Genomic DNA, 25,210 nt, shown 5'->3' with positions numbered 1-25,210 from the left:
GGCCAGGCTAGCCGACCCTGCTCCACCAGTCCTCCGGACCGGCGGCGCGGGCACCGTCGACCCGGCCTCCCGGCATGGGGATGATCGTCGCGACCCCGGCCTCTCGCGCGGCGGCGAGGAGCCGCTCCACGGGTTCGGACCAGTCGTGGAAGGCCAGGTTGAACGTGGCCCAGTGCACCGGAACCAACGGGGCGCCCGGCTTGGCGATCATCACGTGGATGGCGACCGCCTCCTCCGGATTGGTGTGCACGTCGGGCCAGAGCGGGTCGTAGGCGCCGATCGGCAGCAGCGTCAGGTCGAAGGGGCCGAAATGGTCGCCGACCAGCTTGAACCGCTCCGTGAAGCCGGTGTCGCCGCCGAAGAAGACGGCGTGCTCGGGTCCGACGAGCGACCAGGACGCCCACTGCGTGGAGTTGCGGGTGAGGCCACGCCCGGAGAAGTGCCGGGCCTCGGTGCACACCACCTTGAGGCTCTTCCCGTCGCGCGTCAGGGTGTGCGCCTGGTCCCAGTCCAGCTCGACGATCCGGCCGTCCGGCACGCCCCACGCGCGCAGGTGGCCCCCCACGCCGATCGGCACACAGAACACCACGTCCCGTTCGCGGGTGAGTTCGTCGATCGTGGGGAGGTCGAGGTGGTCGTAATGGTCGTGGCTGATGATCACCGCGTCGATCTCGGGCAGCGCGCTGAGCGCGACCGGCACCGGATGCAGGCGGGCCGGACCGATCGTCGGCGACGGCGACACCCGCTCGCCCCAGACCGGGTCGGCGAGGATCCGGAAACCGTCGACCTCGATGAGCACCGACGAGTGCCCGTACCAGGTGACGGCCAGGTCGGACGCCTGTTCCGGGCTCGGGTCCGCCGCCAACGGGATCGGGCCCGACGGTGCCCCAGCCCGTGCCGGGCACGGCCGACCACGCCGCGGGCGATCTTGGCCGCGTCGAAACGCTGGTGCGGGCTGTCCGGGTCGGTGTTGGTGTAGACCGTGTCGACCTGCGCGCCCATCGACCGCTTCAGGCCACTCGCAGCGCGGAGCCCCGCGGCACCCGCGACCCCGGCGGCCGCGCCGGCGGCGAACGTGACGACGCTGCCGAGCCGCATGATCAACGGCCAAGGAAGCGCGGCTCGCGCTTCTCGAGCCGCGCCATGATGGCCTCCTTGAGGTCCTCGGACTCCCACACGGCGTGCAACCGCGCCTCCTCCGCCTCGGTCAGCGGTTCACGCGCCACGTCGCTCTTGAACAACGCCTTGTAGTTCTGCAGCGACAGCGGCGCCAGCCCGGCGATGTGGCGCGCGTACTCGAGGCCGGCCTCCCGATCACCGACACGGTTCGCGAAGCCCAGCTGCGCGAGTTGCTCGGCCCCGATCTTCTCGGTGGCCATCAGGACGCCGCGCGCATGGCCGCCGCCCACCAGGTCCTCCAGGCGGCGCAGCGTCCACTTGTCGATGGTGACGCCGAGCTTGGCCGCCGGAATGGCGATGACGGTGCTCGGATCCACCACGCGCAGATCGGCGACCATCGCCATCTGCACGCCGGCGCCGTACGCCGGGCCGTTGAGCACCGCGACCACGATCTGCTTCATCGCCTCGACCCGCTGGTAGAACCGGATCACCCGCGTCATGAAGTCCTTGTCCAGTACCGCGCCGGAGCGCAGGTCCGCCCCCGCGGAGAACACCGTGCCCTGGCCCGTGAGCACGATGACGAACACCCCGTCCGCCTCGGCGCGGTCGAACGCCGCCTCCAGGCCGTCCATGAGCTCGGGGTTCAATGCGTTCCGCGCCTCGGGGCGCTGGAACTCGATGATGGCGACCTTGTCCTCCAGCGTGTAACCGATCATGGCCCGCAATCTACGCTACGGGGGTGAAGGATGTCGTCGTGGTCGGTGCCGGCCAGGCCGGGCTGTCGGCCGCGTACTTCCTGCCCCGGTTCGGGATAGGCGATTACGTTGTGCTCGATCACAACTCGGGCCCGGGCGGCGCATGGCGGCAGCGCTGGCCATCGCTGACGCTCCGCGCCGCGAACCGCGTGCACGACCTGCCGGGATGGGGGCTGCAGGACGCGCTCGGAACCGATTGCGATGACATTCCCGCCTCCACCGGCGTCGCACAGTACTTCGGCGAGTACGAGAAACGGTTCGGGATCGACGTGCACCGGCCCGCCCACGTGGCGTCCGTGACGCGCGACGCCGAGGACTACATGGTCTCCGGCCGCGCGCACGACGGGCCGTTCGAGTACCGCACGAGGGCCGTCATCAACTGCACCGGCACCTGGGACAGCCCGTTCCTCCCGGCGCTGCGCGGCGCGCACGAGTTCCGCGGGACGCAGTTGCACGCGCACGACTACCGCACGGCCGAACCGTTCGCGGGAAAGACGGTGGCCGTCGTCGGCGCCGGCATCACGGCGGTGCAGTTGCTCCTCGAGATCGCGGAGGTCGCCGACACCGTCTGGTTCAGCCGGCGGGAGGTGCAGTGGGACGAGACCCCGTTCGACCCCGAGAAGGGCCGCCGCGCCGTCGCGCGCGTCGAGGAGCGGGTGCGGGCGGGCCTGCCGCCCGGCTCCGTCGTGTCGGTGACGGGCCTACCGGTGACCGCCGCGATGCGGCGCGGCATCGACTCCGGGGTGCTCACCCGCCGCCCGATGTTCGCCTCCCTCTCCCCCGACGGTCCGCTGCTCGCCGACGGTTCGCTGGTCCGCGCGGACGTGATCCTGTGGTGCACCGGCTTCCGGTACTCGATGGATCATCTGGCGCCGCTCGGGCTGCGAGCACCCGGCGGCGGCATCGTCATGACGGGGCGGCTCGCGACCGAGGTCGCCGGCGAGCCCCGACTGCACCTGCTCGGGTACGGCCCGTCGGCGTCCACGATCGGCGCGAACCGGGCGGGGAGGGAGGCGGCGCGAGCGATCGCCGAGATTCTTCGCGGGTCCGGCGGGTCTGGACCGGGCCGGGTGGGGGACACGCCGCTCGCTTAGACGTCCTCGCCTCGCCTAGCGGCTCGGGTCGTCCGATGCGCTCGACGGCCTCTCCCCCACCCGTCCCTCGTTCGTTCGTGGTCGCGTCCGGTACGCCGGTCGTCTCGCCGGGGCCTTTGCGGACCGGGGATTCGTGTGCAGGCGCCTCTCCGATTGTGTCCGTGGTGGACTGGCCCACTTGCGCTGTCGTCCCCCGCGCGGCGCCGAATCCCCGCCCCGGGCTTCCGTCCCCTACCGTGCGCCAGGCCTCCCGTGTGGGCTCGATCGTCCCCCACTCGGCACCGAGTCCCCCGCCGCACGCCAGCATCTCCCCCACCGGAATCCGTCTCCCCCACTGGTCGCCGTGGATGATCAGCGGTGGGACGCTTGTCCGAATCGGCCACAATCCGAGTGTCCAGCCGTGGAGGCACCGCCGGTCCCGGGGACTCGACGGTGCCAGCGCGGCGGAAGCCGATGTCAGCGCAGGTTGAACGTGGCCGGGTCGGGGCCGATGCGCTTGCCCTCAACAGCGCTGATGCGGGCGACCTCGTCGTCGGACAGCGTGAAGCCGAAGACGTCGAAGTTCTCGGCGATGCGGGCGGGCGTCACCGACTTGGGGATGACGACGTTGCCGAGCTGTAGGTGCCAGCGCAGGATCGCCTGCGCGGGGTCACGCCGTGCGCGGCTGCGACCTCGACGACTGCGGCATCGGTCAGGGACTCGCCCTGCCCGAGCGGCGACCACGCCTCCGTGGCGATGCCGTGCTCGGCGTGGAAGGCGCGCAGCTCGTCCTGCGGCAGGCCGGGGTGCAGCTCGATCTGGTTGATCGCCGGGGTCTCGCCGGTCTCGTCGATCACGCGGCGCAACGCCTCCACGGTGAAGTTGCTGACGCCGATCGCCTTGGCTCGACCCGAATCGCGGATCTGCTGGAACGCCTTGAAGGTGTCCACGTAACGGTCGTACTCGAGGACGGGCCAGTGGATGAGGTAGAGGTCCACGTAATCGGTGCCGAGACGCTCGAGCGAGCCGTCGAAGGCGCGCAGCGTCTCGTCGTAGCCCTGGTCCGAGTTCCACAGCTTGGTGGTGAGGAAGACGTCCTCGCGCGCGAGCCCGCTCTCGGCGATCGCGCGGCCCGTGCCCTTCTCGTTCTCATACACCTTCGCCGTGTCCACGGACCGGTAGCCCACCCGCAGGGCCTCGGCGACAGCGGCCTCGGCACCGTCGTCGGACACCTGCCAGACGCCGAAGCCGAGCTGAGGGATCGAGGTTCCGTTATTGAGCTTCACGTTCGGTACGGTCATGGCCCGAACAACGCGTCCGCGCCGCCCGGTGTTCCCAGTAGCCTGAATTCCATGGCGATCACGGCGCAGGACCTCATCGATGCGATCCTCGACCGCGGCACCTTCACCAGCTGGGACGGCCCGCTCCTGGACGTGCACCCGGACGCGGAGTACGCCGCCGCGCTGGACCGCGCCCGGGCGGCCTCCCACCACGACGAAGCCGTGATCACCGGCGAAGGCCGCATCCGCGGGCAGCGGGTGGCGCTCATCGCGTGCGACTTCGCCTTCCTCGGCGGTTCGATCGGCGTCGCGGCCGCGGAGCGCATCGTCTCCGCCGTCGAACGGGCCACCGCTCTGCGGCTGCCGCTGCTGGCCACGCCCACGTCGGGCGGTACGCGGATGCAGGAGGGCACCGTCGCCTTCCTGCAGATGGTCAAGATCTCGGCGGCGATCACGCTGCACAAGCAGTCGGGCCTGCCGTATCTGGTGTACCTGCGTGACCCCACGATGGGCGGCGTGTTCGCCTCGTGGGGCTCGCTGGGGCACGTGACGATCGCCGAACCCGGCGCGCGCATCGGCTTCCTCGGGCCGCGGGTCTACGAGGCCCTGCACGGCGAGTCCTTCCCGGACGGCGTCCAGACCGCCGAGCACCTGTTCAGCCGGGGCCTCATCGACGGCGTCGTTCCGCTGCGGTTCGTCCGGCTGCTGGCGCACCGCACGTTGCGGGTGCTCGCCGGCGTCCAGGACGCCGATCCGTTGGCCCCGCACCTCGGCGTGCGCGAGGAGCTCAGCGCGGAGGACGACGGTACGCCCGCGTGGGAGTCCGTCCGGATCAGCCGCGCGGCGGGCCGGCCCGGCGTCCGCGCCTTCCTCCGGCACTCCGCCACCGACCGGCTACCGCTGTCGGGCACCGGCGAGGGCGAGACCGACCACACGCTGCTGCTGTCGCTCGCGCGGGTGCAGGGCTATCCGTGCGTCGTCGTCGGGCAGGACACGACCCGCGCCGACGGCGCCGCTCCCCCGCTGCTGGGCCCTGCAGCGCTCCGCGCTGCCCGCCGCGGCATGCGGCTGGCCGCCGAGCTGAAGCTGCCATTGGTCCTCGTCATCGACACCTGGGGTGCGGCGCTGTCCCGCGAGGCGGAGGAGGGCGGCCTCGCCGGGGAGGTGGCGCGCAGCCTGTCCGATCTGGTCACCCTCACGGTCCCGACGGTGTCCGTCCTGCTCGGCCAGGGCACGGGCGGCGGCGCGCTCGCGATGCTCCCCGCGGACCGGGTGCTGTGCGCGCAGCACGCCTGGCTCGCGCCGCTGCCGCCGGAGGGAGCGAGCGCGGTCATGTATCGCGACACCGAGCACGCGACCGAGATGGCGGACCGGCAGCGGATCCGCGCCGCCGACCTCCTGGCCGACGGGATCGTGGACCGGGTGATCCCCGAGCGGCCCGACGCCGCCGCCGAGCCGACCGAGTTCTCGCGCCGCGTCGGCCTTGCGGTCAGTGAATCGCTCGCGGAACTGTCGCTGATCCCCGACCCGATCCGGATCAGCCGCCGCCTCGACCGTTACCGCTTCCTGGGCGGCCGCGGCTGAGCCGTCACCAGTCCTGCAGGCTGGTGTAGCCGTCCTCCAGCAGACGGACGAAGAGCGCCGTCTTCGAGCGGGCGGGGCGCCCCGCCGCGGCGTACTTGGCGCGGACCCGGGCGATGTGCGTGGCCACCGTGGCCGCGCTGATGAACAGCACCCCCGCGGCTCCGTCCTTCGAGTCGCTCGCGAACCACGCGAGCAGGACCTCGACCTCCCGCGCGGACAGCGCGGGGGACGCGCCACCGAATTCCCCGGGCACGGCCGCACCGGGGTGCGCGGCCGCGCTCTCGACCATTTCGACAACCGTCATGCCGAGGTCACCTACTTCCCAATTCCCCGCCCACGCGAGCCGCGGGGCGTCCTTGAGATGAATCTGTCATCCGGCGCCCGGAATTTCCGTCATCATCGTCGGTGTTCGTACGATCTCCGTACGGCGACCAGCGTGAATGCCGTGAATGCGTGGCGTACGGGGGAGGCGCGATGACATCGCACGACGATCGACCGGAGCGCCCGGATCCGCGCACGGTGGGAACACGCGCGGAACTCGGCGCCGCGCTGCGCGGACTGCGCGACGCCGCAGGTCTCACCGTACGAGAACTCGTGGAACAGGCAGAGGTCCATCTCGGTACCCTGTCGGGCTGGCTGTCCGGGGCGCACGCTCCGACCGCCGCGAATCGCGACGTCTTCAACCGCGTGCTGGCGGTGTGCGGCGTCGCGGAAAGCGACGCCGACACCTGGTGGGACGCCGTCGCTCGGGCCCGTGTTCGTTCGCGCACCAAAGAAAAGAACGGTGGGAAAACCTCCGTACCGGGGTTTCTCGCCCTTCGAGATCGGCGATCTGGACGACTTCTTCGGGCGCGAGAAGGACACCGACAATCTCTTCCGCCGCGTTACTGCGATCGCGAACAACCCGGAACTGAAATCACCGATCATCGTCGTCGGGGCCAGTGGCATCGGGAAGTCCTCGGTGGTCCGCGCCGGCCTCGCGGGGCGGTTCGCCGCCGACGGCGGCGCGCGCTGGGACCACATCGTGATCACGCCGGGCACCGCACCGCAGGAATCCATCGACGAGGCCCTTGCCGCACTGGACGAGCATCCCGCCGCGCACCGCGTCCTGGTGATCGACCAGTTCGAGGAGATCTGGACGCAGGGAGGCGACGCCGCCCGCGCCGTTGTCGCCCGCGCGCTCGCGCTCGCCGCCGGGCGGCCGCGCACCGTCGTGGTCCTGGTCCTGCGTTCCGATTTCCTCGACCGCCTCGTGGCCGAGCCCGGGTACACCGACGCGGCGGCGTCCGGCACCGTCGTCATCGGCCCTCTGGACCGGCCCGGCCTGCGCGCCGCGATCGTCGGCCCCGCCGAACGGGCGGCGGTCACCGTCGACCCCGGACTGGTGGAGCTCCTGCTCGACGACGCCGAGGCCACGGGCGACGCCGCCGGCGTCCTGCCCCTGCTGTCGCACTCGCTGCTCACGACGTGGGAGCGGTCCGGGCCGGGCCGCCTCACCGTCGACGGCTACCTCGAGACGGGACGCCTGTCCGGGGCCGTGGAGAAGAGCGCCGAGACCGTGTACGCGAGCCTCGACGACGCCGGCCGCGCCACGATGCACGATCTGTTTCTGGGCCTGATCAACGTGGGCGAGTACCGGGTCGCCCGCCGGATCGCGCCGCGCGCTGAGCTGGGCGTGGACGCGGACGCCACCGGCCTGCTCGACCGGCTGGTGGACGCGCGGCTGGTGAGCGTCGGCGACGACGGCGTGCAGCTCGCGCACGAGGCACTCGTCCAGGCGTGGCCGAGGCTGTCGCAGTGGGTCGAGGAGGACCGGGCGCGGCTGCGCCTCGAACACCGGATCCGGGTGGCGGCAGCGCACTGGTCGGCGGCGGGCGAGCCGCAGACGTTGCTGCTGTCCTCCGGCATGCTGGACCTGGTCACCTCGCTGACCGAGGAGCGCCCCACACGCTGGGGCACCACCGAGCGGTCGATGATCGAGCAGAGTATCGAGCGGCGCGAGCAGCGCATCGCAGGCGAGCGCCGCCAGGTCCGCAAGCTCCGCGCCGTCGCGGTCACCGCGGGTGCGCTCGCGCTGGTGGCCGTCCTGGCCGCGACGATGGCGTGGTTCGGCCTTGCGGACACCGCGCGCGCCCGGGACGCCGCCGCACAGGCGCACGGCGAGTCGACGAGCCGTCAGCTGGCGCTCGAATCCCGCCGGCTGCGCCCCCGCGACTCGGCGCTGGCGGCGCAGTTGGCCGTGGCCGCGTACCGGATCTCGGAGACGGTGGAGGCACGGTCGAACCTGCTCGACACGCTGTCCGACCCACTGGCCTCGCGCCGCACCATCGGCAGCTACTTCGAGGTGACCGCGGCACCGTCGGGGCTGCTCGCGGCGGTCCGTACGCCGACGCGCCTCGCGCTGTACCGCATCGACGCGCGCGGCGTCGAGGACGTGGTGGGTGCGGCGGATCTCGAGCCGGGTGCGCTCCCCGGGTCCGGCCTGGTGTTCACGACCGACGGTACGGCGGTGCTCGTCGGCACCGGCCGCGGGGTGGTGGAGGTGGACGCGCGCGATCCCGCCGCGCCGCGGGTCACGCGGACCACCGACCTGGGCCGGCCGGTGGTGCGGCTGTCCGCTTCCGCGGACGCGCGCACCGTGCTCGTCTCCCTCGACAACGCGCCGCCGGAGTTGCTGCGCCGCACCGCGCTCGACGCGCCGTGGTCGCGGGTCCCGTTCCCCGACGACGGCTTCGCCGAGTCGCAAGCGGGGGTCGCGCTCAGCGCCGATGCGCGGCTCGCCGCCGTGTCCGCCCCCGGCCGCGGCATCACCCTGTGGGACGTATCGGGCCCAGCGCCGGTGCGGCGCGGCACGTTCCCGCTCGACGGTGCCTCCAACCAGGCGGTCCGGATGTCCTTCCAGGAGCGCACTCTCGCCGCGGGCCTGCGCAGCCGAGAGGCGGTTCTCCTCGACGCCGCGGACCCGGACGCGCCCGGCCTGCGACGCACCGTCTCGGGGTTCACCAGCTACGTCAACGATGTCGAGTTCACCAGCGACGGTGCGCGACTGGTGTCGGCGAGCTCCGACGGACAGGTCAAGATCAGCAGTCTCCGGGACGGCGAGCCGGATCTCGTATTCACCGGGCCCGAGCCGATCGGTCTCGCGACGGTGGCGGGCGGCACCGTGCTTGCCGCCGCCGACGGCGGCGTCCTGCGCAGCTGGCCGCTGCGCTCGGCCGGCCTCGAGCTCGGCTCGCGCGCGGTGTTCCAGATCCCCGTCCACGGCTCGGACGTGCTGGTCGCCAACGGCGGCCCGGATTCCGCGGTCGGACAGTGGCGCGCTGCGCCCGGGCCCGCCCTGGTGAAGGCCGGCCCGGACATCGCGCCGCCGGGCGGTGACCTGTTCTCCGGCGCGCTGGCCCTCTCCCGCGACGGCAGCACCGCCGTCCTGGGCACCGGCAACGGTCGCGTCTTCCTCGCGGACCTCCGGGACCGGACCCGGCCGGCGCTGTCGCCCACCGGGGCGCAGGCACTCGGTTCGATCGTGGAGACCGTGGCGGTCTCGCCGGACGGCCGGACCGCCCTGGTCGGCGGCCTGTCCACGCCGCGGGTCGCGGTCCTCGACATCGCCGACCGCACCGCGCCGCGAGTGATCGGCGGGCTGGACGTGACCGACGGAGTTCCATCATTGGGGTTCCTACGCAACGACTTCGCGGTGCTGGGCACCGCGGGCGGCGCTCTGCTGCAGGTGGATCTGCGCGAACGCGCGGCACCGAAGCCGGTGCGCAGCACCGACGTCTTCGACGCGTCGATCGCGGCTCTCGCCGTGGCCCCGGACGGCAGTACGCTGCTCCTCGCCGCGTCCGGCGGCGGCCACCTGGCGCAGGTCCGCCACGCCGGGACGGGGAACGAGCCGGCGATCATCAGGTTCAGCGGCCCCAGCGGGTCGGTCAACGGCGCGGCCTTCTCCCCGACGGTGCGCGGCTCGTCGTCGCGTCCAGCAGCGGCGAGGCGCGGCTGTACCGGCGGCACGACGGTGCGTCGCCCGAGCGGGAGGCGACGCTCACCGTGGACGGCGCGATCCTGTTCGACGCGCGGTTCACAGGCGACGGCTCGATGGTGGTCGCCTCCGGGAACAGGGGCAGGCTGCGCACATGGGACCTGAGCCCACAGCACGTGATCGACGCGGTATGCGCTTCGCGTTCCGCGCCCATCACGGCGGAGGAGTGGGAACGGCTCGTTCCGGGCGAGCCGTACTTCGCGCCGTGCGGCTGACCCCACCCGGGCGGTCGCCGGGGCCGCGACCGCGGGTGGGTGCGTTCGACGACGTCATTCGGTGACGGTGACGCCCCAGCGCACGTGATCGGGGGTCACCGTCGCCACTTCCACCAGGACGGCGTGCCGCGCACCGCGGGACGTCATCGTGCAGTCCTGGACGGCGCCCACCACCCCGGGGAGCGCCCCGTTGCAGGTCACGACCTCGACGGGGCGCTCGCGGGCGAGTACCTCGCGAGTGCGGATCTCGAGTTCGGCGACGGGGACGCGCTGGCCGGACTCGGGTGCGCCGGCGACGACCGAGTCCCAGCTGACCCGCTCCCCGTCGACGTCCGTGACCGTGAGGTTCACGGAGAACTTCTCGTCCCCGCGGATGAGCGTGCAGGACTGCGCCGCGCCCACCTCGGCGCGCAGCCCACCCTCGCAGTTCAGAGCGTCCGACGGGGCGTCGGCCACCTGCGAGAGGGTGCCGGATTCGACCTGATCCCGCGTCACTTCGGCGGGGGCGAACAGCGACCAGCACACCGCGACTGCGGCACCCACGCCACCGACACCCACCACGAGTGCACGCACGGACATATTGATCGCTTCCTCCGCGAATGATCTCCGCTGTCAAGATCATCTGGTTGCGAACATTGAATCATGGACGTGGTCGGTCTCCACCGTCGACATGCCGCGGAGACGATTCCGTCGCCGCCGGCGCGGTCAGCCCACGAACGTGAGGTAGATCAGTGCGACGTTGAGGGCCACGATCAATGCGGCGGCAGCGGCGGAGGCCCACCGCAACGGGCCACCGTCGACGAACTCGCCCATGAGCGCGCGATCGGAGGTGTACCGGCGCAGCGGCAACAGCGCGAACGGGATCCCGAAGCTGAGGACCACCTGCGAGACGATGAGCGCCTCGGTCGGCGGGAGGCCGAGCCCCAGCACCACGAGCGCGGGGATCATCGTGACCACGCGCCGCACCACCACCGGGATCCGACGGTGCAGCAGCCCCGCCATGATCGTGCCGCCCGCGTAGCTGCCCACCGACGTCGACGCGAGCCCCGACGCGAGCAGGCCCACCGCGAACAGACCGGCGACCACGGGGCCGAGCGCGTCCGCGACCGCGGCGTGCGCACCCTCGATCGAGTCGGTCCCCTCCCGGCCGTACAGGCTGCTCGCCGCCAGGACGAGCAGCGCGATGTTCACGGCGCCGGCGATGATCAAGGCGAGCACCACGTCGACCCGGGTCACCTTCAGCAGCCGACGCGCGCGTTCGGCGCGCCCCGCCTCGGGCGGCGCCCCGTGCCGGTCGATCACGAGGGCCGAGTGCAGGTAGATCGCGTGCGGCATGACGGTGGCTCCCAGCATCGATGCCGCGAGGAGCACCGTCTCCGCGCCCTGCAGCCGGGGAACGAGCCCGGCGAGGAAGGCGGCACCGTCGGGCGGCGCCGCGACGAGACCCGAGAGGAATCCGACCACGATGATCGCAAGGAAGCCCACGACCACGAGTTCGAACCGGTACTGCCGGCGTCCGTCGGCCAACGTGAGCAGCAGGGTCGAGATCACGCCCACGATCAGCCCGCCCCAGAGCAGCGGCAGCCCGAACAGCAGGTTGAGCGCGAGGGCCCCGCCGATGATCTCGGCGATGTCGGTCGCGGCGGCGACGAGCTCGGCCTGACCCCAGAACGCGAGGCGCGCCCGCTTCGACAAACGGTCCCCGAGCACCTGCGGCAGCGAGCGGCCGGTGACGACACCGAGCTTCGCGGACTGGTACTGGATCATCACCGCCATCACGTTGGCGAGCACCAGCACCCACACCAGCAGATACCCGTACTTCGCACCCGCGGTCACGTTCGCGGCCACGTTGCCGGGGTCCACGTACGCGATCGCGGCCACGAACGCCGGCCCGAGCAGCATCAGCGTGCGCACCTTGCTCGGCTTCCGCACGGCGGTATCGGTCAACACAGGTAGAGGGTATGCAAATTATTATTTTCGGTCAACCAAACTTTGAAGTGGCAGCGTGGCGACGCTCTTGACGCGGTCGGGTGGGTTGCGGCCCCGACGCCCGGATCCGCCCGCGCGACACCGGCAATGCTCGCATCGGGCACCTGGAACACCCGAAATGCACGTAGATACCCTGCATGCCGGGTGTCCACGCGCAGAACGGGTGCGTGACGGCTCAGCCACCCCTTCTGCCCGGTGCCGGCGGCTCGGGCACCCGTTCTGCACGGTGCTGACGGCTCGGGCACCTGTTCTGCGCGGTGTTGACGGCTCAGGCACCCGTTCTGCCCGGGGCCCGTCACTCCCCGCGGCGGCCGGTGGCGTCGTGGTCGTGACGATCGGCTTCGCCACCGTGGGCTTGGGCACCGTCGTCCGCACCGGCGGGGGCGCGACGGTGGTCGTCGAGACCGGCACCGTCGTCCGCACGGGCGGCGGGGTAACGGTCGTCGTCTGCACGGGCGGCGGGGCAACGGTCGTCGTCCGCACGGGCGGCGGGGCAACGGTCGTCGTCCGCACGGGCGGCGGGGCAACGGTCGTCGTCGGCACCGTCGTCTGCACCGGCGGGGGCGCGACAGTGGTCGTCAGCACCGGTGGGGCGACGGTGGTCGGGACCGTCGTGGTCGGCGCGGCCGCCGTGGTCGACGGTGCCTCGCCGGCGCCGCTCGGCGGCGCGACCCGCGCGCCGGTCGGGACCGACGCGCCCGTCGACGTCGCCGCGGGCGCCGTGCCGCCGCCCGCAGTCCCCGGCGCCGCGGACGTCTGCGTCCCCGACGTCTGCGCCCCCGTCGCCTGCGCGGTCTCCGTCGTGGTCTGCGCGGAGGTCGCGGCCTTCGCCTCCGTCGTGACCGCCTGCGCGGTCGAGGCGACGGTCGCGGACACGCTGGTCCCGACCGCCTCGTCGAGCTTCGCGACGGAGCCGGCCTGGATCTGCGCGCCCTGCAGCGCGGCCGGGACCGGTGCGGTCACCTTCACGTCGGTGTTGACGTTGCCGGCCACCGCGGCGCCGGGCAGCGCGACGATCGGCTCGACCTTCGCCGAGGTGGGCATCGGCGCCAGCACGACCCCGGAGCGACCGGCGCCGTCACGGTGGTCGTCGTGGTGGTCGTGGTCGTGGTGCTCACCGTGTAGACCGGCGCGACGATCCGGCCCTGGTTCCGCACGTCCACCACGCGACCCGGCGTCACCGCCCACACCGGATAGAACGGCTCGGTGTGGCGCGGGTTCACCCGCCGGAACGGGTTGGTGCCGAGGTTGATGGTGATCGACACGGAGATGATCGGCTGCGGCCTCGGCCGGGTCCAATTGCGCGGGTAGACCCACATCACGGGCACGTCGGAGCGGAACCCGGGGTCGAACCACGGCTTCGGGTAGCCCGGACGGTCCCAGGGGCGCGGCTGCCCGGGCGTCCAGGGCCGCACGCCCAACTGCCGCCCGTACAGCGACCAGCAGGTCTGGGTCTGGCGCTCGACGCCGGCGATCCACGAGCCCCACCGGCCGGTCTCGCAGATGGTGCGGAACGTGTCGATCTGCTGCGGCGTGTACTGCCACGGACGGTAGTTCGCCGGCCGGGACATGGGCTCGGGCACCGCGGGCTGCGGCGCGACCCGCACGCCCGGGATGTCGTCGGGCACCGGCGGGTAGTAGACGGTGGTGTTCTGCGACGTGGAGGTGATGGTCCCCTGGGGGAGGCCGGCGTTCACGACGGCCTGCGCGGCCACCGGGTCGCCGACCATCATGACCTCCTTGGGCGGCACGGCGATGCCGTCGGTCTGGAACGCCCCCGGGTTCGCGGTGAAGTTGTCCCCCGTCACCGGGACGAAGTTCACGGGCGAGTCCTGCGGCTCGCCGTTCGATCCCCCGCAGGCGGCCACCATGCCCGCCGCGAGCAGCACACTGGTGGTCAGGCCGATCTTCTTCGCCGTCATCCCACCACTCTGGCAGGTGAAGGCCCCCAGCGGTATCCCTTGAACGAACGGATCTGCCCTACGCTGCTCCCATGACGACGCGCGATCACGGCGACCCCGGCGACGCCCCCAGCCTGGCCCCGCCCCTGACGGAGATCGACGATCCGGCGCGGCCGTCCGCCGCGGAGGAGGCCCGCACCGTCGCCGGCGCCACGAACACCGCGACGCTCGCGACCCTCTCCTCCGACGGTGCGCCGTGGGCCTCGCTGGTCACCTACGGCCTGCTGGGCGGCGACCCGGTCCTGTGCGTCTCGACGATGGCCGAGCACGGCCGCAATCTGCGCCGCGATCCGCGGGCGAGCGTCTCGGTCGTGGCGCCCGGCGCGAGCGCGGACCCGCTCGCGAACACCCGGATCACGCTGGCCGGCACCGTCCGCCTCCCCGGGCCGGACGAGGCCGCCGCCGCACGCGAGGCGCACCTCGCCGCGGTGCCCGCGGCGCGGTACTACATCGACTACAGCGACTTCACGGTGTGGATCCTGCAGGTCCAGCGGGTGCGCTGGGTCGGCGGATACGGCCGGATGGACTCGGCCGACGCAGCGGCGTACGCCACCGCGGAGCCGGACCCCGTCGAGTACCGGGCCGAGCGCGCGGTGCGCCACCTCAACGACGATCACGCGGCCGCGCTGCTCGCGATGGCGCAGCGCCTCGGCGGCTACCCCGACGCGACCGAGGCGCGCTGCGAGGGCGCCGACCGGTACGGCCTCGACATCCGGGTGAGCACGCCGCGCGGCTGGGCCGTCACGCGCGTCGGGTACGGCACCCGGCTGGACGACCCGGCCGAACTGCGCGCGGCCACCGTCGCCCTTGCGCGCCGCGCCGCCTCGACCGAGTCCTGAGCCCGACCCGGGCAACGCGAGGGCCCCGCACCGTCGGGCGACGGCACGGGGCCCTGAGCGCTTCGAGCTACTTGACGCCGAGCAGCTCATGACGGAGACGAGGCCCCGTGCCCGACGAACGTCGAGCTACTTGACGCCGAGCAGATCGATCACGAAGACGAGCGTCTTGCCCGACAGGCGGTGGCCGCCGCCGGCGGGACCGTAGGCCAGGGCGGGCGGGCAGATCAGCTGGCGGCGACCGCCGACCTTCATGCCGGGGATGCCCTCCTGCCAGCCGGCGATGAGGCTGCGCAGCGGGAAGTTGATCGACTCGCCGCGGCTCCACGAGGAGTCGAACTCCTCGCCGGACTCGAATTCGACGCCCACGTAGTGCACGTCGACGACGCTGCCGGGCTGCGCCTCGGCGCCCTCGCCCACGACGATGTCCTTGATGACGAGCTCGGTGGGCGCGGGGCCCTCGATGAACTCGATCTCCGGCTTGGTCATTCCGACTCCTTTGATCAGGCGGTGCAGGTTGTCGCGACGGATCGGCGGCATCTAGGCACCGGGGTAGTCACGGGCGGTGTGGCCCGTGTAGATCTGCTGAGGCCGACCGATCTTGGTGGTCGGGTCCTCGTGCATCTCGCGCCAATGGGCGATCCAGCCGGGTAGCCGGCCGAGCGCGAACAGCACCGTGAACATGCGCGTCGGGAAGCCCATCGCGCGGTAGATCAGACCGGTGTAGAAGTCCACGTTCGGGTACAGCTTGCGCTCGATGAAGTAGTCGTCGTGGAGCGCGACATCCTCCAGGCCCTTGGCGATGTCGAGCAGCTCGTCGGATACGCCGAGCAGCTCGAAGATGCGGTCCGCGGTCTGCTTCACGATCGCCGCACGCGGGTCGTAGTTCTTGTAGACGCGATGCCCGAAGCCCATGAGCTTCACGCCGTCTTCCTTGTTCTTGACCTTGTTCATGAAGGCCGCGGTGTCGCCACCGGAGGCCTTGATGTCGTCGAGCATCTCGAGGACGGCCTGGTTGGCGCCGCCGTGCAGCGGGCCCCACAGGGCGTTGATGCCGCCGGAGATCGAGGTGAACAGGTTCGCGTTCGACGAGCCCACCAGGCGCACGGTCGACGTGGAGCAGTTCTGCTCGTGGTCGGCGTGCAGGATGAGCAGCATGTCGAGCGCCTTGACGAGCTCCGGATCGACCTCGTAGGGCTCGGCCGGGAAACCGAAGGTCATGCGCAGGAAGTTCTCGACCAGGCTCAGCGAGTTGTCCGGGTAGAGGAACGGCTGGCCGACCGACTTCTTGTACGCGTAGGCGCAGATGGTCGGGAACTTCGCGAGCAGGCGGATGGTCGCGAGCTCGACCTGCGCCGGATCGTTGTGGTTCAGCGAGTCGGGGTAGTACGCACTCAGCGCGTTCACTGCCGACGAGACCACCGGCATCGGATGCGCGTTGCGCGGGAAGCCGTTGAAGAACAGCTTCAGGTCCTCGTGCAGCAGCGTGTGCCGCTGGATCTTCGCGGTGAACTCGGCCAGCTGCTCCGGGGTCGGCAGCTCACCGTGGATCAGCAGGTAGCTGACCTCGATGAACGTCGACTTCTCCGCGAGCTGCTCGATCGGGTACCCGCGGTAGCGCAGGATGCCCGCGCCGCCGTCGATGTACGTGATCGATGACTTGCACGACGCCGTGTTGACGAAGCCGTTGTCGAACGTGCTGTAGCCGGACTGCGCGAGCAGCTTGCCCAGGGCGATACCGTCCGCACCCTCGGTCGCCTTGACGATCGGCAGCTCGATCTGGCCGCCGGGGTAGGCGACCGTAGCGTTCCCGGTGTTGTCATCGGTGGACAATGTTCGTATCCCCTCGCTGTAGTCGGCGGATAAAAGCTACCTGGCTAGAACCTAGCGGTATCGCGGTTCGTGGCGAAAACGGGGGCGTCACCTGATGCCCCATTCGCACGTGTAGACGCCGCCCGGCGGGACGCGTGCGACGTCGGTTCCGGTGTGCAGCGCGTTGCCCGGGCCGGACATGGGCTCGACCGCCGGGCCCGGCCCGGCGCACCGTCGGGCCCGCGGCCGGGGAAGCCCTTCGCGCCGTCCGGGTCGGCGATGAACACCTGGGCCCAGGGCAGCGACGGTGCCGCCCACAGCACCGTCTCCCCCTGCGCCGACTGCAGGGTGTAGGTGCCGGCCGCGGCGGTGAACGGCGTGTCGATGCGCACGCCGCGCAGGGGCTTCGGTGCGCGGTAGTCGTATTCGGTGCCCTCGACGGTGCGTGGTGGACCGTCGGGCAGCAGGCGCGCGTTCAGCGGCTGCCACTGCTCGGCACCCAGTTCGAGCGTGCACTCGTCGACCGGGGCGTCGCCCACGCGCAGGTAGGTGTGGAAGCCCACGACGAACGGCAGGTCGACGGTGCCCGCGTTGCGCGCCTCGAAGCGGCAGGTCAGGCCGTCGTCACCGACGGAGTACCGGATCCGCAGGTGCAGGTCGAACGGCCAGCCGGGATGCCGACCCACGTCGAGGACGAGCGTCACCGCGTCGGCGGCGATCTCCACGTCGTCCCAGTCCCGCTCGCGCACCAGGCCGTGGTTGGCGGTGCCGGTGTCCTCGTGCGTGACCGGGAGGCGGTAGAGCTCGCCGTCCCAGGAGTAGATGCCGTCCTCGGTGCGCCCGGGCCAGGGGGCGAGCACGAGGCCGGCTGACAGTGGCGGCTTCTCCCCGAGCGGCCACTCCTCGGTGAGGGCGACCGCTCCGCGGCGCAGGCCCCGCAGGCCTGCGCCCCTGCGCGCGATCTCGGCGGTGTAACCGCCGGCGGAGATGGTGAACCCCGGTTGCACCGTCATGGGCGTCACAGTACCGGCGGCGCCGCCGGGAGGAGCACCGTCGGGCCGACGGGCGGGGCGTGCAACCCCGCGCAACCCGATTGAACACTGTTTCGGTCCACGCCCACCTGGGATTTCTTCGACGGAAACGGTGTTCAATCGCCGCGGGCGAGCACGCCGGCGAGGACGACGGCCACGGATTCGCGCAGCGCGGGGATCAGGTCCACGCGGAAGACGGCCAGGGTCGGGTCGACGAGGTACGCGGACTCGCAGCCGCGGGACTGCTCCGCCTGCACGTACAGCGCACCGGCGAGCGTGAGCAGCAGCGAGCACGTCTCGCGCGCCCGGTCCCCGAGCTCCGGGAGCGCCCGGGTGAGCACGGCGGCCATCGCGTCGATCGCGACGAGCGCGCTGCGCTTGAACCGCACGATCGCGTCGGTGGAGACGTTGCGCTCGAGCACGCCGGCCTGCGCCGACAGCAGGTCGAGGAGCTCCGGGCGGGCCGCGGCGACGCGGGCGAAGACGTCGGCGACCGCGTCCACGCGCGCCGCCGACGGGCCTCCCGCCGGGACGTCGGCGCGGCACTCGGACTCGAACTCGACGATCCACTCCCCGGCCGCGCGCATCAGCACCTCCAGCAGGACCTCCTCGCGGGACTCGAAGTAGCGCAGCACGTTCGACTTCGCGAGGCCCACCCGACGACTGAGCTCACTCAGCGTGACCGCCGCGACGTCCATCTCGCCCAGCATCGCCTCCGCGGCGGCGAGAATCGCCTCCCGGCGCTGCTGCCGCTGCTCTGCACTGCGTGCCCGCTGGAATCCCACGGATCGATTTTACAGACCGGCGTTCTATTGACAAGAGACCCGGCAGTCTCTTAACGTGGGTTGCAACAGACCGACGGTCTATTAACCCGATTCCCCCGAGGAGTGGACATGAGCTGGACCGAGAACGACGTACCCGATCAGACCGGCCGCACCGCCGTGGTCACCGGCGCCAACACGGGCCTCGGGTTCGAGACCGCCCGAGTGCTGGCGGGGCGCGGCGCGGACGTCGTGCTCGCGGTGCGCGACACGGACAAGGGCGCGGCGGCGGCCCGGCGCATCGCCGCGACCGCCCCGGGGTCGACGGTGCGCGTCCAGCGCCTCGACCTGGGGTCGCTCGCCTCGGTGCGGGATGCGGCGGCGGAGCTGCGCGAGAGCACGCCGCGGATCGACCTGCTGGTGAACAACGCCGGCGTCATGTACCCGCCGAAGCAGACCACCGCCGACGGCTTCGAGCTGCAGTTCGGCACCAACCACCTCGGCCACTTCGCGTGGACCGCGCAGATCCTGGACCTCCTACTGGACGTGCCCGGATCGCGGGTGGTGACGGTCGCGAGCATCGCGCACCGCATCCGCGCCGCGATCCACTTCGACGATCTGCAGTGGGAGCGCTCGTACGAGCGAGTGGCGGCATACGGGCAGAGCAAGCTCGCGAACCTGCTGTTCCACTACGAGCTGCAGCGCCGCCTCGCCGCGCGCGCGTCGGGCGAGCGCGGCACCGTCGCCGTCGCCGCGCACCCCGGCATCGCCGACACCGAGCTGGTGCGGAACCTGCCGAAGGCCCTGCAGGTCGCGCAGGTGGCCGCTCCCCTGTTCTCGCACGACGCGCAGCACGGCGCACTGCCGCAGCTGCGTGCCGCCACCGACCCGGGCGTCCTCGGCGGCCAGTACTACGGCCCGGACGGGCTCGGCGAGCGGCGGGGCGCCCCGAAGGTGGTCACCTCCAGCGCGCAGTCCTACGACCCGGACCTGCAGCGCCGCCTGTGGTCCGTCTCGGAGGAGCTCACGGGCGTCGCCTTCCCCTCCCTCGATTGAACGATGTTCTGGAGAATCTGACCTGCGGTTTTCCTCTCCAGAACATCGTTCAATCAGTCAGGGGCTGCGGTCAGCGCACCACCCGGTAGCGGACGAACGCGGGCACGACGAGGGCCGCCAGCACGGTGAACACGATCACCAGCACGCCACCGCCCGCCGCGGCCATCGCGGCGCCGGCGGTGGCCGCCGCGGCGCCGTGCACCGCGTCGCCGATGCGCGGGCCGCCGGCGACGACCACGATGAACACGCCCTGCAGGCGGCCGCGCATGTCGTCCGTCGCCGCCTCCTGCAGCATCGTGGTGCGGAACGCCGCGGAGAACATGTCGGCGGCGCCGCCCAGTGCGAGCAGCACCAGCGCCGCCCACAGCCAACTGACGTGCGCGGCCACGCCGAAGCCGCCGATCGCCGCGCCCCAGAGGCAGATCATCACGACCACCGCGAGCCCCTGCCGGCGCACGTGCGAGGTCCAGCCGGACAGCACACCGCCGAGCACCGCGCCCACCGACATCGCCGCGAACAGCGCCCCGAACACGAAGCCACCCTCGAGCGGATCTCCGAAGTTCTCGTGCGCGATCTGCGGGAACAGCGCCCGGGGCATGCCGAAGACCATCGCGATGATGTCCACCACGAAGCTCATCATCAGCACCTTGTGACCGGCGAGGTACGCGAATCCGTCCAGCACCGAGCGCAACCCCAGCGACTGTCCCTTGTCCTCCGCCTTGATCGACGGCAGCTTCCACACCGCCCACAGCGTGAACAGCAGCGAGCACGCGTCCAGGGTGTACAGCCAATGCACGCCGATCACCGGGATCAGCGGGGCACCCAGCATCGGCCCGGCAATCGCCCCGAACTGCATCACGGTCATGTTGAGCGAATTCGCGGCCGGCAGCTGTTCGGGCGGCACGAGGCGGGCGTAGATCGCCGACCGGGTCGGCTGGTTCACCCCGAAGAACGCCTGCTGCAGGGCGAACGCGCACAGGATCAGCCACACGTTGTCGGGCAGCAGCGCCAGCAGCAGCGCCGTCCCCGCGAGGCCGAGCGTGGTGCCGATGATCACCAGGCGCCGGTCGAGCGCGTCGGCGATCGCGCCGCCCCACAGGCCGAAGATCACCAGCGGGACCAGGCCGAACACGCCGGTCAGGCCCACGTACGCCGACGATCCGGTGATCGCGTAGATCTGCGCGGGGACCGCGACCGCGGTCAGCTGCGCCCCGATCACCGTGACGATGCCCGTCCACCACAGCCTCCGGTAGTCGGGATTCTGCAGCGGCCGGGTGTCGGCCAGGAGTCTCGGCACCGAAAGATCCTACGACTTCCTCACTACTCGCCGCCAACCGAACGCCGCGCGTCCGGCGCGCTACCGTGGCGCCGGTGAGGCTCGCGAACGCACGGGTCGACGGGGCCGGATCCGTCGATGTCGACATCGATTCCGGTCGCATCGCCGCGCTCTCCCCCGCGGGCTCGACGGTGCCCTCGGCCGATGTCCTCGACCTCGGCGGCCGCCGACTGATCCCCGGCCTCTGGGACGAGCACGTGCACGTGCGCACGTGGGCCGTCTCCTCCCGGCGCGTCGATGTCCGGGCCGCCACCGGGCCGCAGGAGGTCGCGGCGCTGGTCCGCGCGGCCCTCCCGGAAGCGGAGCCGGGCCTGCCGGTGGTCGCCGCGGGGATGCGCGACGGGCTGTGGGGCGGCGCACCGTCGCGCCTGCTCCTGGACGACATCGCGCCCGACGTACCCGTCATGGTGGTCTCCTCGGACCTGCACAGCTCCTGGTCGAACGCCGCCCTCGGCCGGCTGCTGGGCATCGACCTCGACGGGACCGGGATGCTGCGCGAGGCGGCGAGCTTCGCCGCGGCCACCCGCGTCGAGTCGATGGTGGCCGACCGCGCGGACGCCTGGATCGGCGAGGCCCTCGCCGACCTCGGACGCCGGGGCGTCGTCGGGCTCGTCGACCTGGATTTCGACGATGCCGTGCGCGCGTGGGAGCGCCGCGCGGCGCCGCCGGTCCGGATCGACGCGGGCGTCTACCCGCACGACCTCGACGCGGCGGCCGAGCGCGGCGCGCGTACCGGCGACCCGATCAACGGCCTCGCCCGGGTGGGCCCGCTCAAGGTGATCACCGACGGTTCCCTCGGCACCCGCACCGCCTACTGCCACGCTCCGTACCCCGGCACCGCGGACCGGGGCGTCCTCGAGGTGCCGCCGGAACACCTGGAGTCGCTGCTCCGACGCGGCGCGGAGCTGGGCCTGACGCCCGCGATCCACGCCATCGGCGACGCCGCCAACGCGCTCGCCCTGGACGCGTTCGCCCGCACCGGGATCCGCGGCCGCATCGAGCACGCGCAGTTGCTCACCGACGCCGACCTGGCGCGGATGGCCACGCTGCGGATCGGTGCGTCCATCCAGCCGGAGCACATGCTCGACGACCGTGAACTGGTCGCGCGGTACTGGGGCGACCGCGCCACCGACGCGTTCCGCATCGGGTCGCTGGTCGCGGCGGGGATCGACGTGGTCCTCGGCTCCGACGCCCCGGTGACGCCGCTCGACCCGTGGCTCGCGATCTCCGCCGCCGTCACCCGCGCCCGCGACGGCGACCCGCCGTGGCAGCCGGCCGAGGCCGTCGACGTCCGGACCGCGCTACGCCTGTCGGCGCGCAGTCGCATCGCCGTCGGCGAGCCCGCGGACCTGGCCGCCCTCGGCGACGATCCGGAGCCGCACCGGCTGCGTACGATGCCCGTCGACCTCACGATGGTGGCCGGCCGCATCACCCACTCGAACCTCTAGGGCTGCAGGCGGAACGGCACGAAATCCGGGGCCACGAGCCGCACGCGGTTGTGCACCCGGTTCTCGCGGCCCTGCCAGAATTCGACGACCTCCGGCGCGATCCGGTAGCCGCCCCACTCGGGCGGGACGGGCACGTCGGCGCCCTCGAACCGGGCCTCGACCTCGGCGAACCGGTCCGCCATCGCCCGACGGTCCGCCACGGGTCGCGACTGGTCCGACGCCCACGCGCCCAGCTGCGATCCCCGCGGCCGCAGAGCCCAGTACTCCGCCGTCTCCGCCGGGCTCACCCGCGTCACCGCGCCGCGCACATGCACCTGCCGGTGGATTGCGATCCACGGGAAGGTCACGGCCGCACGCGGGTTCGCCTCCAGGGCGCGCGCCTTGTCCGAGCCGTAGTTGGTGTAGAACACCACGCCCCGCTCGTCGAGCCCCTTGCACAGCACCGTCCGCGTGGCGGGAGGCCCGCCTCGTCGACGGTGGCCAGCACCATCGCGTTGGGCTCGGGCGCGCCGGCCGCGACGGCCTCGTCGAACCAGGACCGCCACAGCGGCACCCAGCCGGCCGCCAGGTCCTCGGGCCCAGATCGGACGGATCCCCGTCGTACTTCTCCCGCATCGCAGACAAGTCCACGCCACTAAGGTAATGCCCATGACTGGGATTCCGGGCGGACTCGAAGGCGTCGTCGCGTTCTCCACGGAGATCGCGGAGCCGGACAAGCAGGGCGGGGTGCTGCGGTACCGGGGCGTCGACGTGGCCGACCTGGTGCGCAACGAGGTCACCTACGCCGAGGTGTGGGGCCTGCTCGTGGACGGCGAGTGGGGCAACCCACTGCCCGCCGCGGAGCCCTTCCCCCTGCCGATCCACAGCGGCGACGTCCGCGTGGACGCGCAGGCCGGGCTCGCGATGCTGGGGCCGCTCTGGGGCTTCGAGCCGCTGCTGGACATCGACGACGCGACCGCGCGCGAGAACCTGGCCCGCGCCTCGGTGACGACCCTCAGCTTCGTGGCGCAGTCGGCGCGCGGGCTGGAGCGGCCCGCGGTGCCGCAACGCATCATCGACGAATCCCCCACGGTGACGCACCGTTTCATGACCCGGTGGCACGGCGAGCCGGATCCCGATCACGTGCGGGCCATCGACGCCTACTGGGTCGCGGCGGCGGAACACGGGCTCAACACCTCGACGCTCGCCGCGCGGGTCATCGCCTCGACGGGGGCCGACGTCTCGACGGCACTCTCGGGTGCGGTCGGCGCGCTGTCGGGCCCGCTGCACGGCGGCGCACCGTCGCGCGTGCTGCCGATGCTCGACGAGGTGGAGCGGACCGACGACCCGCGCGGCGTGGTCACGGCCCGGCTGGACCGGGGCGAGCGGATCATGGGCTTCGGGCACCGGGTGTACCGCGCGGAGGACCCCCGCGCCGCGGTGCTGCGCGAGGTGGCCCGCGACCTGGACGCGCCGCGGTACGAGGCCGCCGCCGCACTCGAGCGCGAGGCGAACGCGGTCTTCGCCGAGCGGCGCCCGGACCGCGCGATCTCCACGAACGTCGAGTTCTGGGCCGCGGTGATCCTCGATTACGCGGGCGTGCCCGTGCGGATGATGCCGGCCATGTTCACCTGTGCGCGCACCGCGGGCTGGTGCGCGCACATCCTGGAGCAGAAGCGCTCGAGCAAGCTGATCCGGCCGTCGGCGCAGTACACCGGCCCGGCCGCGCGGCGGCCGGACGAGGTGCCCGGGTGGGACACCATTAGGATTCAGGCATGACGATCGAGATTCCCGCCGCGCTCAAGCCCGTCGACGGCCGCTTCGGCTGCGGCCCGTCCAAGGTCCGCCCGGAGCAGCTGCAGTCGCTCGTCGATACCGGCGCCTCGGTGTTCGGCACCAGCCACCGCCAGGCCCCCGTCAAGAACGTCGTCGGCCGCGTGCGCGAGGGCCTGAAGGATCTGTTCAGCCTCCCCGAGGGCTACGAGGTGGTGCTCGGCAACGGCGGCACCACCGCCTTCTGGGACGCGGCCGCCTTCGGCCTGATCCGCGAGCGCAGCCAGCACTTCACCTACGGCGAGTTCTCCAACAAGTTCGCCTCGGTCGCCAAGGGCAACCCGTTCATCGGCGACCCGGTCGTCGTGTCGAGCGATCCGGGCTCGGCGCCCGAACTCGTCGCGGACGGTTCCGCCGACCTCATCGGCTGGGCCCACAACGAGACCTCGACGGGCGTGGCCGTGCCGGTCAGCCGGCTCGCGGGCAGCGAGAACGCGCTCATCGCGATCGACGCCACCTCGGGCGCCGGCGGCCTGCCGGTGAACGTGGCCGACACCGACGTCTACTACTTCGCGCCGCAGAAGTGCTTCGCCGCCGACGGTGGCCTCTGGGTCGCGCTGATGAGCCCGAAGGCACTGGAGCGGGTTGCCGAGATCAAGGCCGCGGGCCGCTACACCCCCGAGTTCCTCTCGCTGCCCATCGCGGTGGACAACTCGAGCAAGAACCAGACCTACAACACCCCCGCGCTGGCGACACTGCTGCTGTTCGCGAACCAGATCGAGTGGATCAACGGTCAGGGCGGCCTCGACTGGGCCGTGAGCCGCACCAAGGACTCGAGCGACCGCCTCTACCAGTGGGCCGAGGCCAGCGAGTTCGCGACGCCGTTCGTCACCGACCCGGCGCTGCGCAGCCAGGTGGTCGGCACCATCGACTTCGACGAGAAGGTCGACGCGGCCGCCGTCGCCAAGACGCTCCGGGAGAACGGCATCGTCGACACCGAGCCGTACCGGAAGCTGGGTCGCAACCAGCTCCGCATCGGCATGTTCCCGGCGATCGACCCCGAGGACGTCACGGCGTTGACGAAGTGCATCGATTTCGTGGTCGAGCGCGTGTCTGACGGCGCGTAACGATTCGATAACCTACCCTGGATTCATGCAGGAACT

Annotated in this window: 19 protein-coding genes and 3 pseudogenes; 8 read left to right on the top strand and 14 right to left on the bottom strand. The window is 72.0% G+C overall.

Annotated features, from left to right (window positions below):
• Positions 1-7: 7 nt before the first annotated feature.
• Both MTP03_RS03825 and MTP03_RS03820 read right to left on the bottom strand, forming a co-directional pair.
• A pseudogene (locus MTP03_RS03825) lies at positions 8-1,098 on the bottom strand (MBL fold metallo-hydrolase).
• A 2-nt stretch (positions 1,099-1,100) separates the two neighbouring features.
• Positions 1,101-1,835, bottom strand: a complete 735-nt coding sequence (locus MTP03_RS03820) for an enoyl-CoA hydratase (RefSeq protein WP_248490807.1) — start codon at positions 1,833-1,835, stop codon at positions 1,101-1,103.
• 23 nt (positions 1,836-1,858) lie between these two features.
• On the opposite strand from MTP03_RS03820, the gene MTP03_RS03815 reads away from it, so the two are divergent.
• Positions 1,859-2,968 carry an NAD(P)-binding domain-containing protein gene (locus MTP03_RS03815; RefSeq protein ID WP_248490806.1) on the top strand — a complete coding sequence of 370 codons (1,110 nt, stop codon included), beginning with the start codon at positions 1,859-1,861 and terminating at the stop codon, positions 2,966-2,968.
• Positions 2,969-3,424: 456 nt separating this feature from the next.
• Here MTP03_RS03815 and MTP03_RS03810 read toward each other — a convergent pair.
• Positions 3,425-4,248: pseudogene (locus MTP03_RS03810) on the bottom strand (aldo/keto reductase).
• A gap of 51 nt (positions 4,249-4,299) precedes the next feature.
• Between MTP03_RS03810 and MTP03_RS03805 the strand changes: the two are divergent.
• Positions 4,300-5,811, top strand: a complete 1,512-nt coding sequence (locus tag MTP03_RS03805) for an acetyl-CoA carboxylase carboxyltransferase subunit alpha/beta (RefSeq protein ID WP_248490805.1) — start codon at positions 4,300-4,302, stop codon at positions 5,809-5,811.
• A gap of 4 nt (positions 5,812-5,815) precedes the next feature.
• Here MTP03_RS03805 and MTP03_RS03800 read toward each other — a convergent pair whose 3' ends face one another.
• Entirely contained in the window at positions 5,816-6,115 is a 300-nt protein-coding gene (locus MTP03_RS03800; protein WP_248490804.1) for a LuxR C-terminal-related transcriptional regulator, read from the bottom strand.
• A gap of 480 nt (positions 6,116-6,595) precedes the next feature.
• On the opposite strand from MTP03_RS03800, the gene MTP03_RS03795 reads away from it, so the two are divergent.
• Positions 6,596-9,955 (top strand): WD40 repeat domain-containing protein, encoded by a 3,360-nt coding sequence (locus MTP03_RS03795; RefSeq protein ID WP_248490803.1) that lies wholly within the window; start codon positions 6,596-6,598, stop codon positions 9,953-9,955.
• A gap of 164 nt (positions 9,956-10,119) precedes the next feature.
• Here the strand turns inward: MTP03_RS03795 and MTP03_RS03790 are convergent, their stop codons facing one another.
• The 4 genes from MTP03_RS03790 to MTP03_RS03775 form a co-directional block, all read right to left on the bottom strand.
• Complete coding sequence (locus MTP03_RS03790; RefSeq protein WP_248490802.1) at positions 10,120-10,644, bottom strand: DUF4333 domain-containing protein; 525 nt, start codon at positions 10,642-10,644, stop codon at positions 10,120-10,122.
• Positions 10,645-10,770: 126 nt separating this feature from the next.
• Positions 10,771-12,015 (bottom strand): Nramp family divalent metal transporter, encoded by a 1,245-nt coding sequence (locus tag MTP03_RS03785; RefSeq protein WP_256465217.1) that lies wholly within the window; start codon positions 12,013-12,015, stop codon positions 10,771-10,773.
• Between the two features lie 21 nt (positions 12,016-12,036).
• Positions 12,037-13,098: a hypothetical protein gene (locus MTP03_RS03780; protein WP_248490801.1), complete on the bottom strand. Its 1,062-nt coding sequence runs from the start codon at positions 13,096-13,098 to the stop codon at positions 12,037-12,039.
• Entirely contained in the window at positions 13,020-13,976 is a 957-nt protein-coding gene (locus MTP03_RS03775; RefSeq protein ID WP_248490800.1) for a hypothetical protein, read from the bottom strand. Before MTP03_RS03775 ends, MTP03_RS03780 begins: the two co-directional genes overlap by 79 nt.
• Before the next feature lie 71 nt (positions 13,977-14,047).
• On the opposite strand from MTP03_RS03775, the gene MTP03_RS03770 reads away from it, so the two are divergent.
• Positions 14,048-14,854 carry a HugZ family protein gene (locus MTP03_RS03770; protein ID WP_248490799.1) on the top strand — a complete coding sequence of 269 codons (807 nt, stop codon included), beginning with the start codon at positions 14,048-14,050 and terminating at the stop codon, positions 14,852-14,854.
• Between the two features lie 126 nt (positions 14,855-14,980).
• Here the strand turns inward: MTP03_RS03770 and MTP03_RS03765 are convergent, their stop codons facing one another.
• The 4 genes from MTP03_RS03765 to MTP03_RS03750 all read right to left on the bottom strand — a co-directional run bounded on the left by MTP03_RS03765 (position 14,981) and on the right by MTP03_RS03750 (position 18,479).
• Complete coding sequence (locus MTP03_RS03765; protein ID WP_248490798.1) at positions 14,981-15,340, bottom strand: FKBP-type peptidyl-prolyl cis-trans isomerase; 360 nt, start codon at positions 15,338-15,340, stop codon at positions 14,981-14,983.
• A 51-nt stretch (positions 15,341-15,391) separates the two neighbouring features.
• Positions 15,392-16,684: a citrate synthase gene (locus MTP03_RS03760; protein WP_248490797.1), complete on the bottom strand. Its 1,293-nt coding sequence runs from the start codon at positions 16,682-16,684 to the stop codon at positions 15,392-15,394.
• A gap of 44 nt (positions 16,685-16,728) precedes the next feature.
• Positions 16,729-17,676 (bottom strand): aldose epimerase, encoded by a 948-nt coding sequence (locus MTP03_RS03755; RefSeq protein WP_248490796.1) that lies wholly within the window; start codon positions 17,674-17,676, stop codon positions 16,729-16,731.
• 134 nt (positions 17,677-17,810) lie between these two features.
• Positions 17,811-18,479 carry a TetR/AcrR family transcriptional regulator gene (locus MTP03_RS03750; protein ID WP_248490795.1) on the bottom strand — a complete coding sequence of 223 codons (669 nt, stop codon included), beginning with the start codon at positions 18,477-18,479 and terminating at the stop codon, positions 17,811-17,813.
• A gap of 108 nt (positions 18,480-18,587) precedes the next feature.
• Between MTP03_RS03750 and MTP03_RS03745 the strand changes: the two genes are divergently transcribed.
• Positions 18,588-19,511, top strand: a complete 924-nt coding sequence (locus MTP03_RS03745; protein ID WP_248490794.1) for an SDR family NAD(P)-dependent oxidoreductase — start codon at positions 18,588-18,590, stop codon at positions 19,509-19,511.
• Positions 19,512-19,581: 70 nt separating this feature from the next.
• On the opposite strand, the gene MTP03_RS03740 is transcribed toward MTP03_RS03745, so the two are convergent.
• The gene (locus MTP03_RS03740; protein WP_248490793.1) at positions 19,582-20,808 is read right to left on the bottom strand and encodes an MFS transporter; all 1,227 of its coding nucleotides are present in this window, start codon (positions 20,806-20,808) and stop codon (positions 19,582-19,584) included.
• Positions 20,809-20,882: 74 nt separating this feature from the next.
• Here MTP03_RS03740 and MTP03_RS03735 point away from each other — a divergent pair, with 74 nt between their 5' ends.
• Positions 20,883-22,295, top strand: a complete 1,413-nt coding sequence (locus tag MTP03_RS03735) for an amidohydrolase (protein ID WP_248490792.1) — start codon at positions 20,883-20,885, stop codon at positions 22,293-22,295.
• On the opposite strand, the pseudogene pdxH reads toward MTP03_RS03735, so the two are convergent.
• Positions 22,292-22,863: pseudogene (gene pdxH / locus MTP03_RS03730) on the bottom strand (pyridoxamine 5'-phosphate oxidase). The gene MTP03_RS03735 and the pseudogene pdxH sit on opposite strands and share 4 nt — an antisense overlap.
• Before the next feature lie 80 nt (positions 22,864-22,943).
• Here pdxH and MTP03_RS03725 point away from each other — a divergent pair.
• Entirely contained in the window at positions 22,944-24,053 is a 1,110-nt protein-coding gene (locus MTP03_RS03725; protein ID WP_248490791.1) for a citrate synthase 2, read from the top strand.
• Positions 24,050-25,174, top strand: a complete 1,125-nt coding sequence (gene serC / locus MTP03_RS03720; RefSeq protein WP_248490790.1) for a phosphoserine transaminase — start codon at positions 24,050-24,052, stop codon at positions 25,172-25,174. Before MTP03_RS03725 ends, serC begins: the two co-directional genes overlap by 4 nt.
• The last annotated feature ends 36 nt before the right edge of the window (positions 25,175-25,210 follow it).

Source organism: Tsukamurella sp. PLM1 (genome assembly GCF_023168325.1).
Taxonomy (GTDB): Bacteria; Actinomycetota; Actinomycetes; order Mycobacteriales; family Mycobacteriaceae; genus Tsukamurella.
The sequence above is the reverse complement of the archived record's forward strand: the minus strand, read 5'-3'. Positions and strand labels throughout refer to the sequence as shown.

Bases quoted from the DNA above. Each gene is read 5' to 3' on its own strand.
- MTP03_RS03800 (WP_248490804.1), bottom strand. From the start codon at position 6,115: ATGACGGTTGTCGAAATGGTCGAGAGCGCGGCCGCGCACCCCGGTGCG.
- serC (WP_248490790.1), top strand. From the start codon at position 24,050: ATGACGATCGAGATTCCCGCCGCGCTCAAGCCCGTCGACGGCCGCTTC.
- MTP03_RS03725 (WP_248490791.1), top strand. From the start codon at position 22,944: ATGACTGGGATTCCGGGCGGACTCGAAGGCGTCGTCGCGTTCTCCACG.
- MTP03_RS03775 (WP_248490800.1), bottom strand. From the start codon at position 13,976: ATGACGGCGAAGAAGATCGGCCTGACCACCAGTGTGCTGCTCGCGGCG.
- MTP03_RS03745 (WP_248490794.1), top strand. From the start codon at position 18,588: ATGAGCTGGACCGAGAACGACGTACCCGATCAGACCGGCCGCACCGCC.
- MTP03_RS03790 (WP_248490802.1), bottom strand. From the start codon at position 10,644: ATGTCCGTGCGTGCACTCGTGGTGGGTGTCGGTGGCGTGGGTGCCGCA.
- MTP03_RS03755 (WP_248490796.1), bottom strand. From the start codon at position 17,676: ATGACGGTGCAACCGGGGTTCACCATCTCCGCCGGCGGTTACACCGCC.
- MTP03_RS03770 (WP_248490799.1), top strand. From the start codon at position 14,048: ATGACGACGCGCGATCACGGCGACCCCGGCGACGCCCCCAGCCTGGCC.
- MTP03_RS03805 (WP_248490805.1), top strand. From the start codon at position 4,300: ATGGCGATCACGGCGCAGGACCTCATCGATGCGATCCTCGACCGCGGC.
- MTP03_RS03780 (WP_248490801.1), bottom strand. From the start codon at position 13,098: ATGCCCACCTCGGCGAAGGTCGAGCCGATCGTCGCGCTGCCCGGCGCC.
- MTP03_RS03820 (WP_248490807.1), bottom strand. From the start codon at position 1,835: ATGATCGGTTACACGCTGGAGGACAAGGTCGCCATCATCGAGTTCCAG.
- MTP03_RS03765 (WP_248490798.1), bottom strand. From the start codon at position 15,340: ATGACCAAGCCGGAGATCGAGTTCATCGAGGGCCCCGCGCCCACCGAG.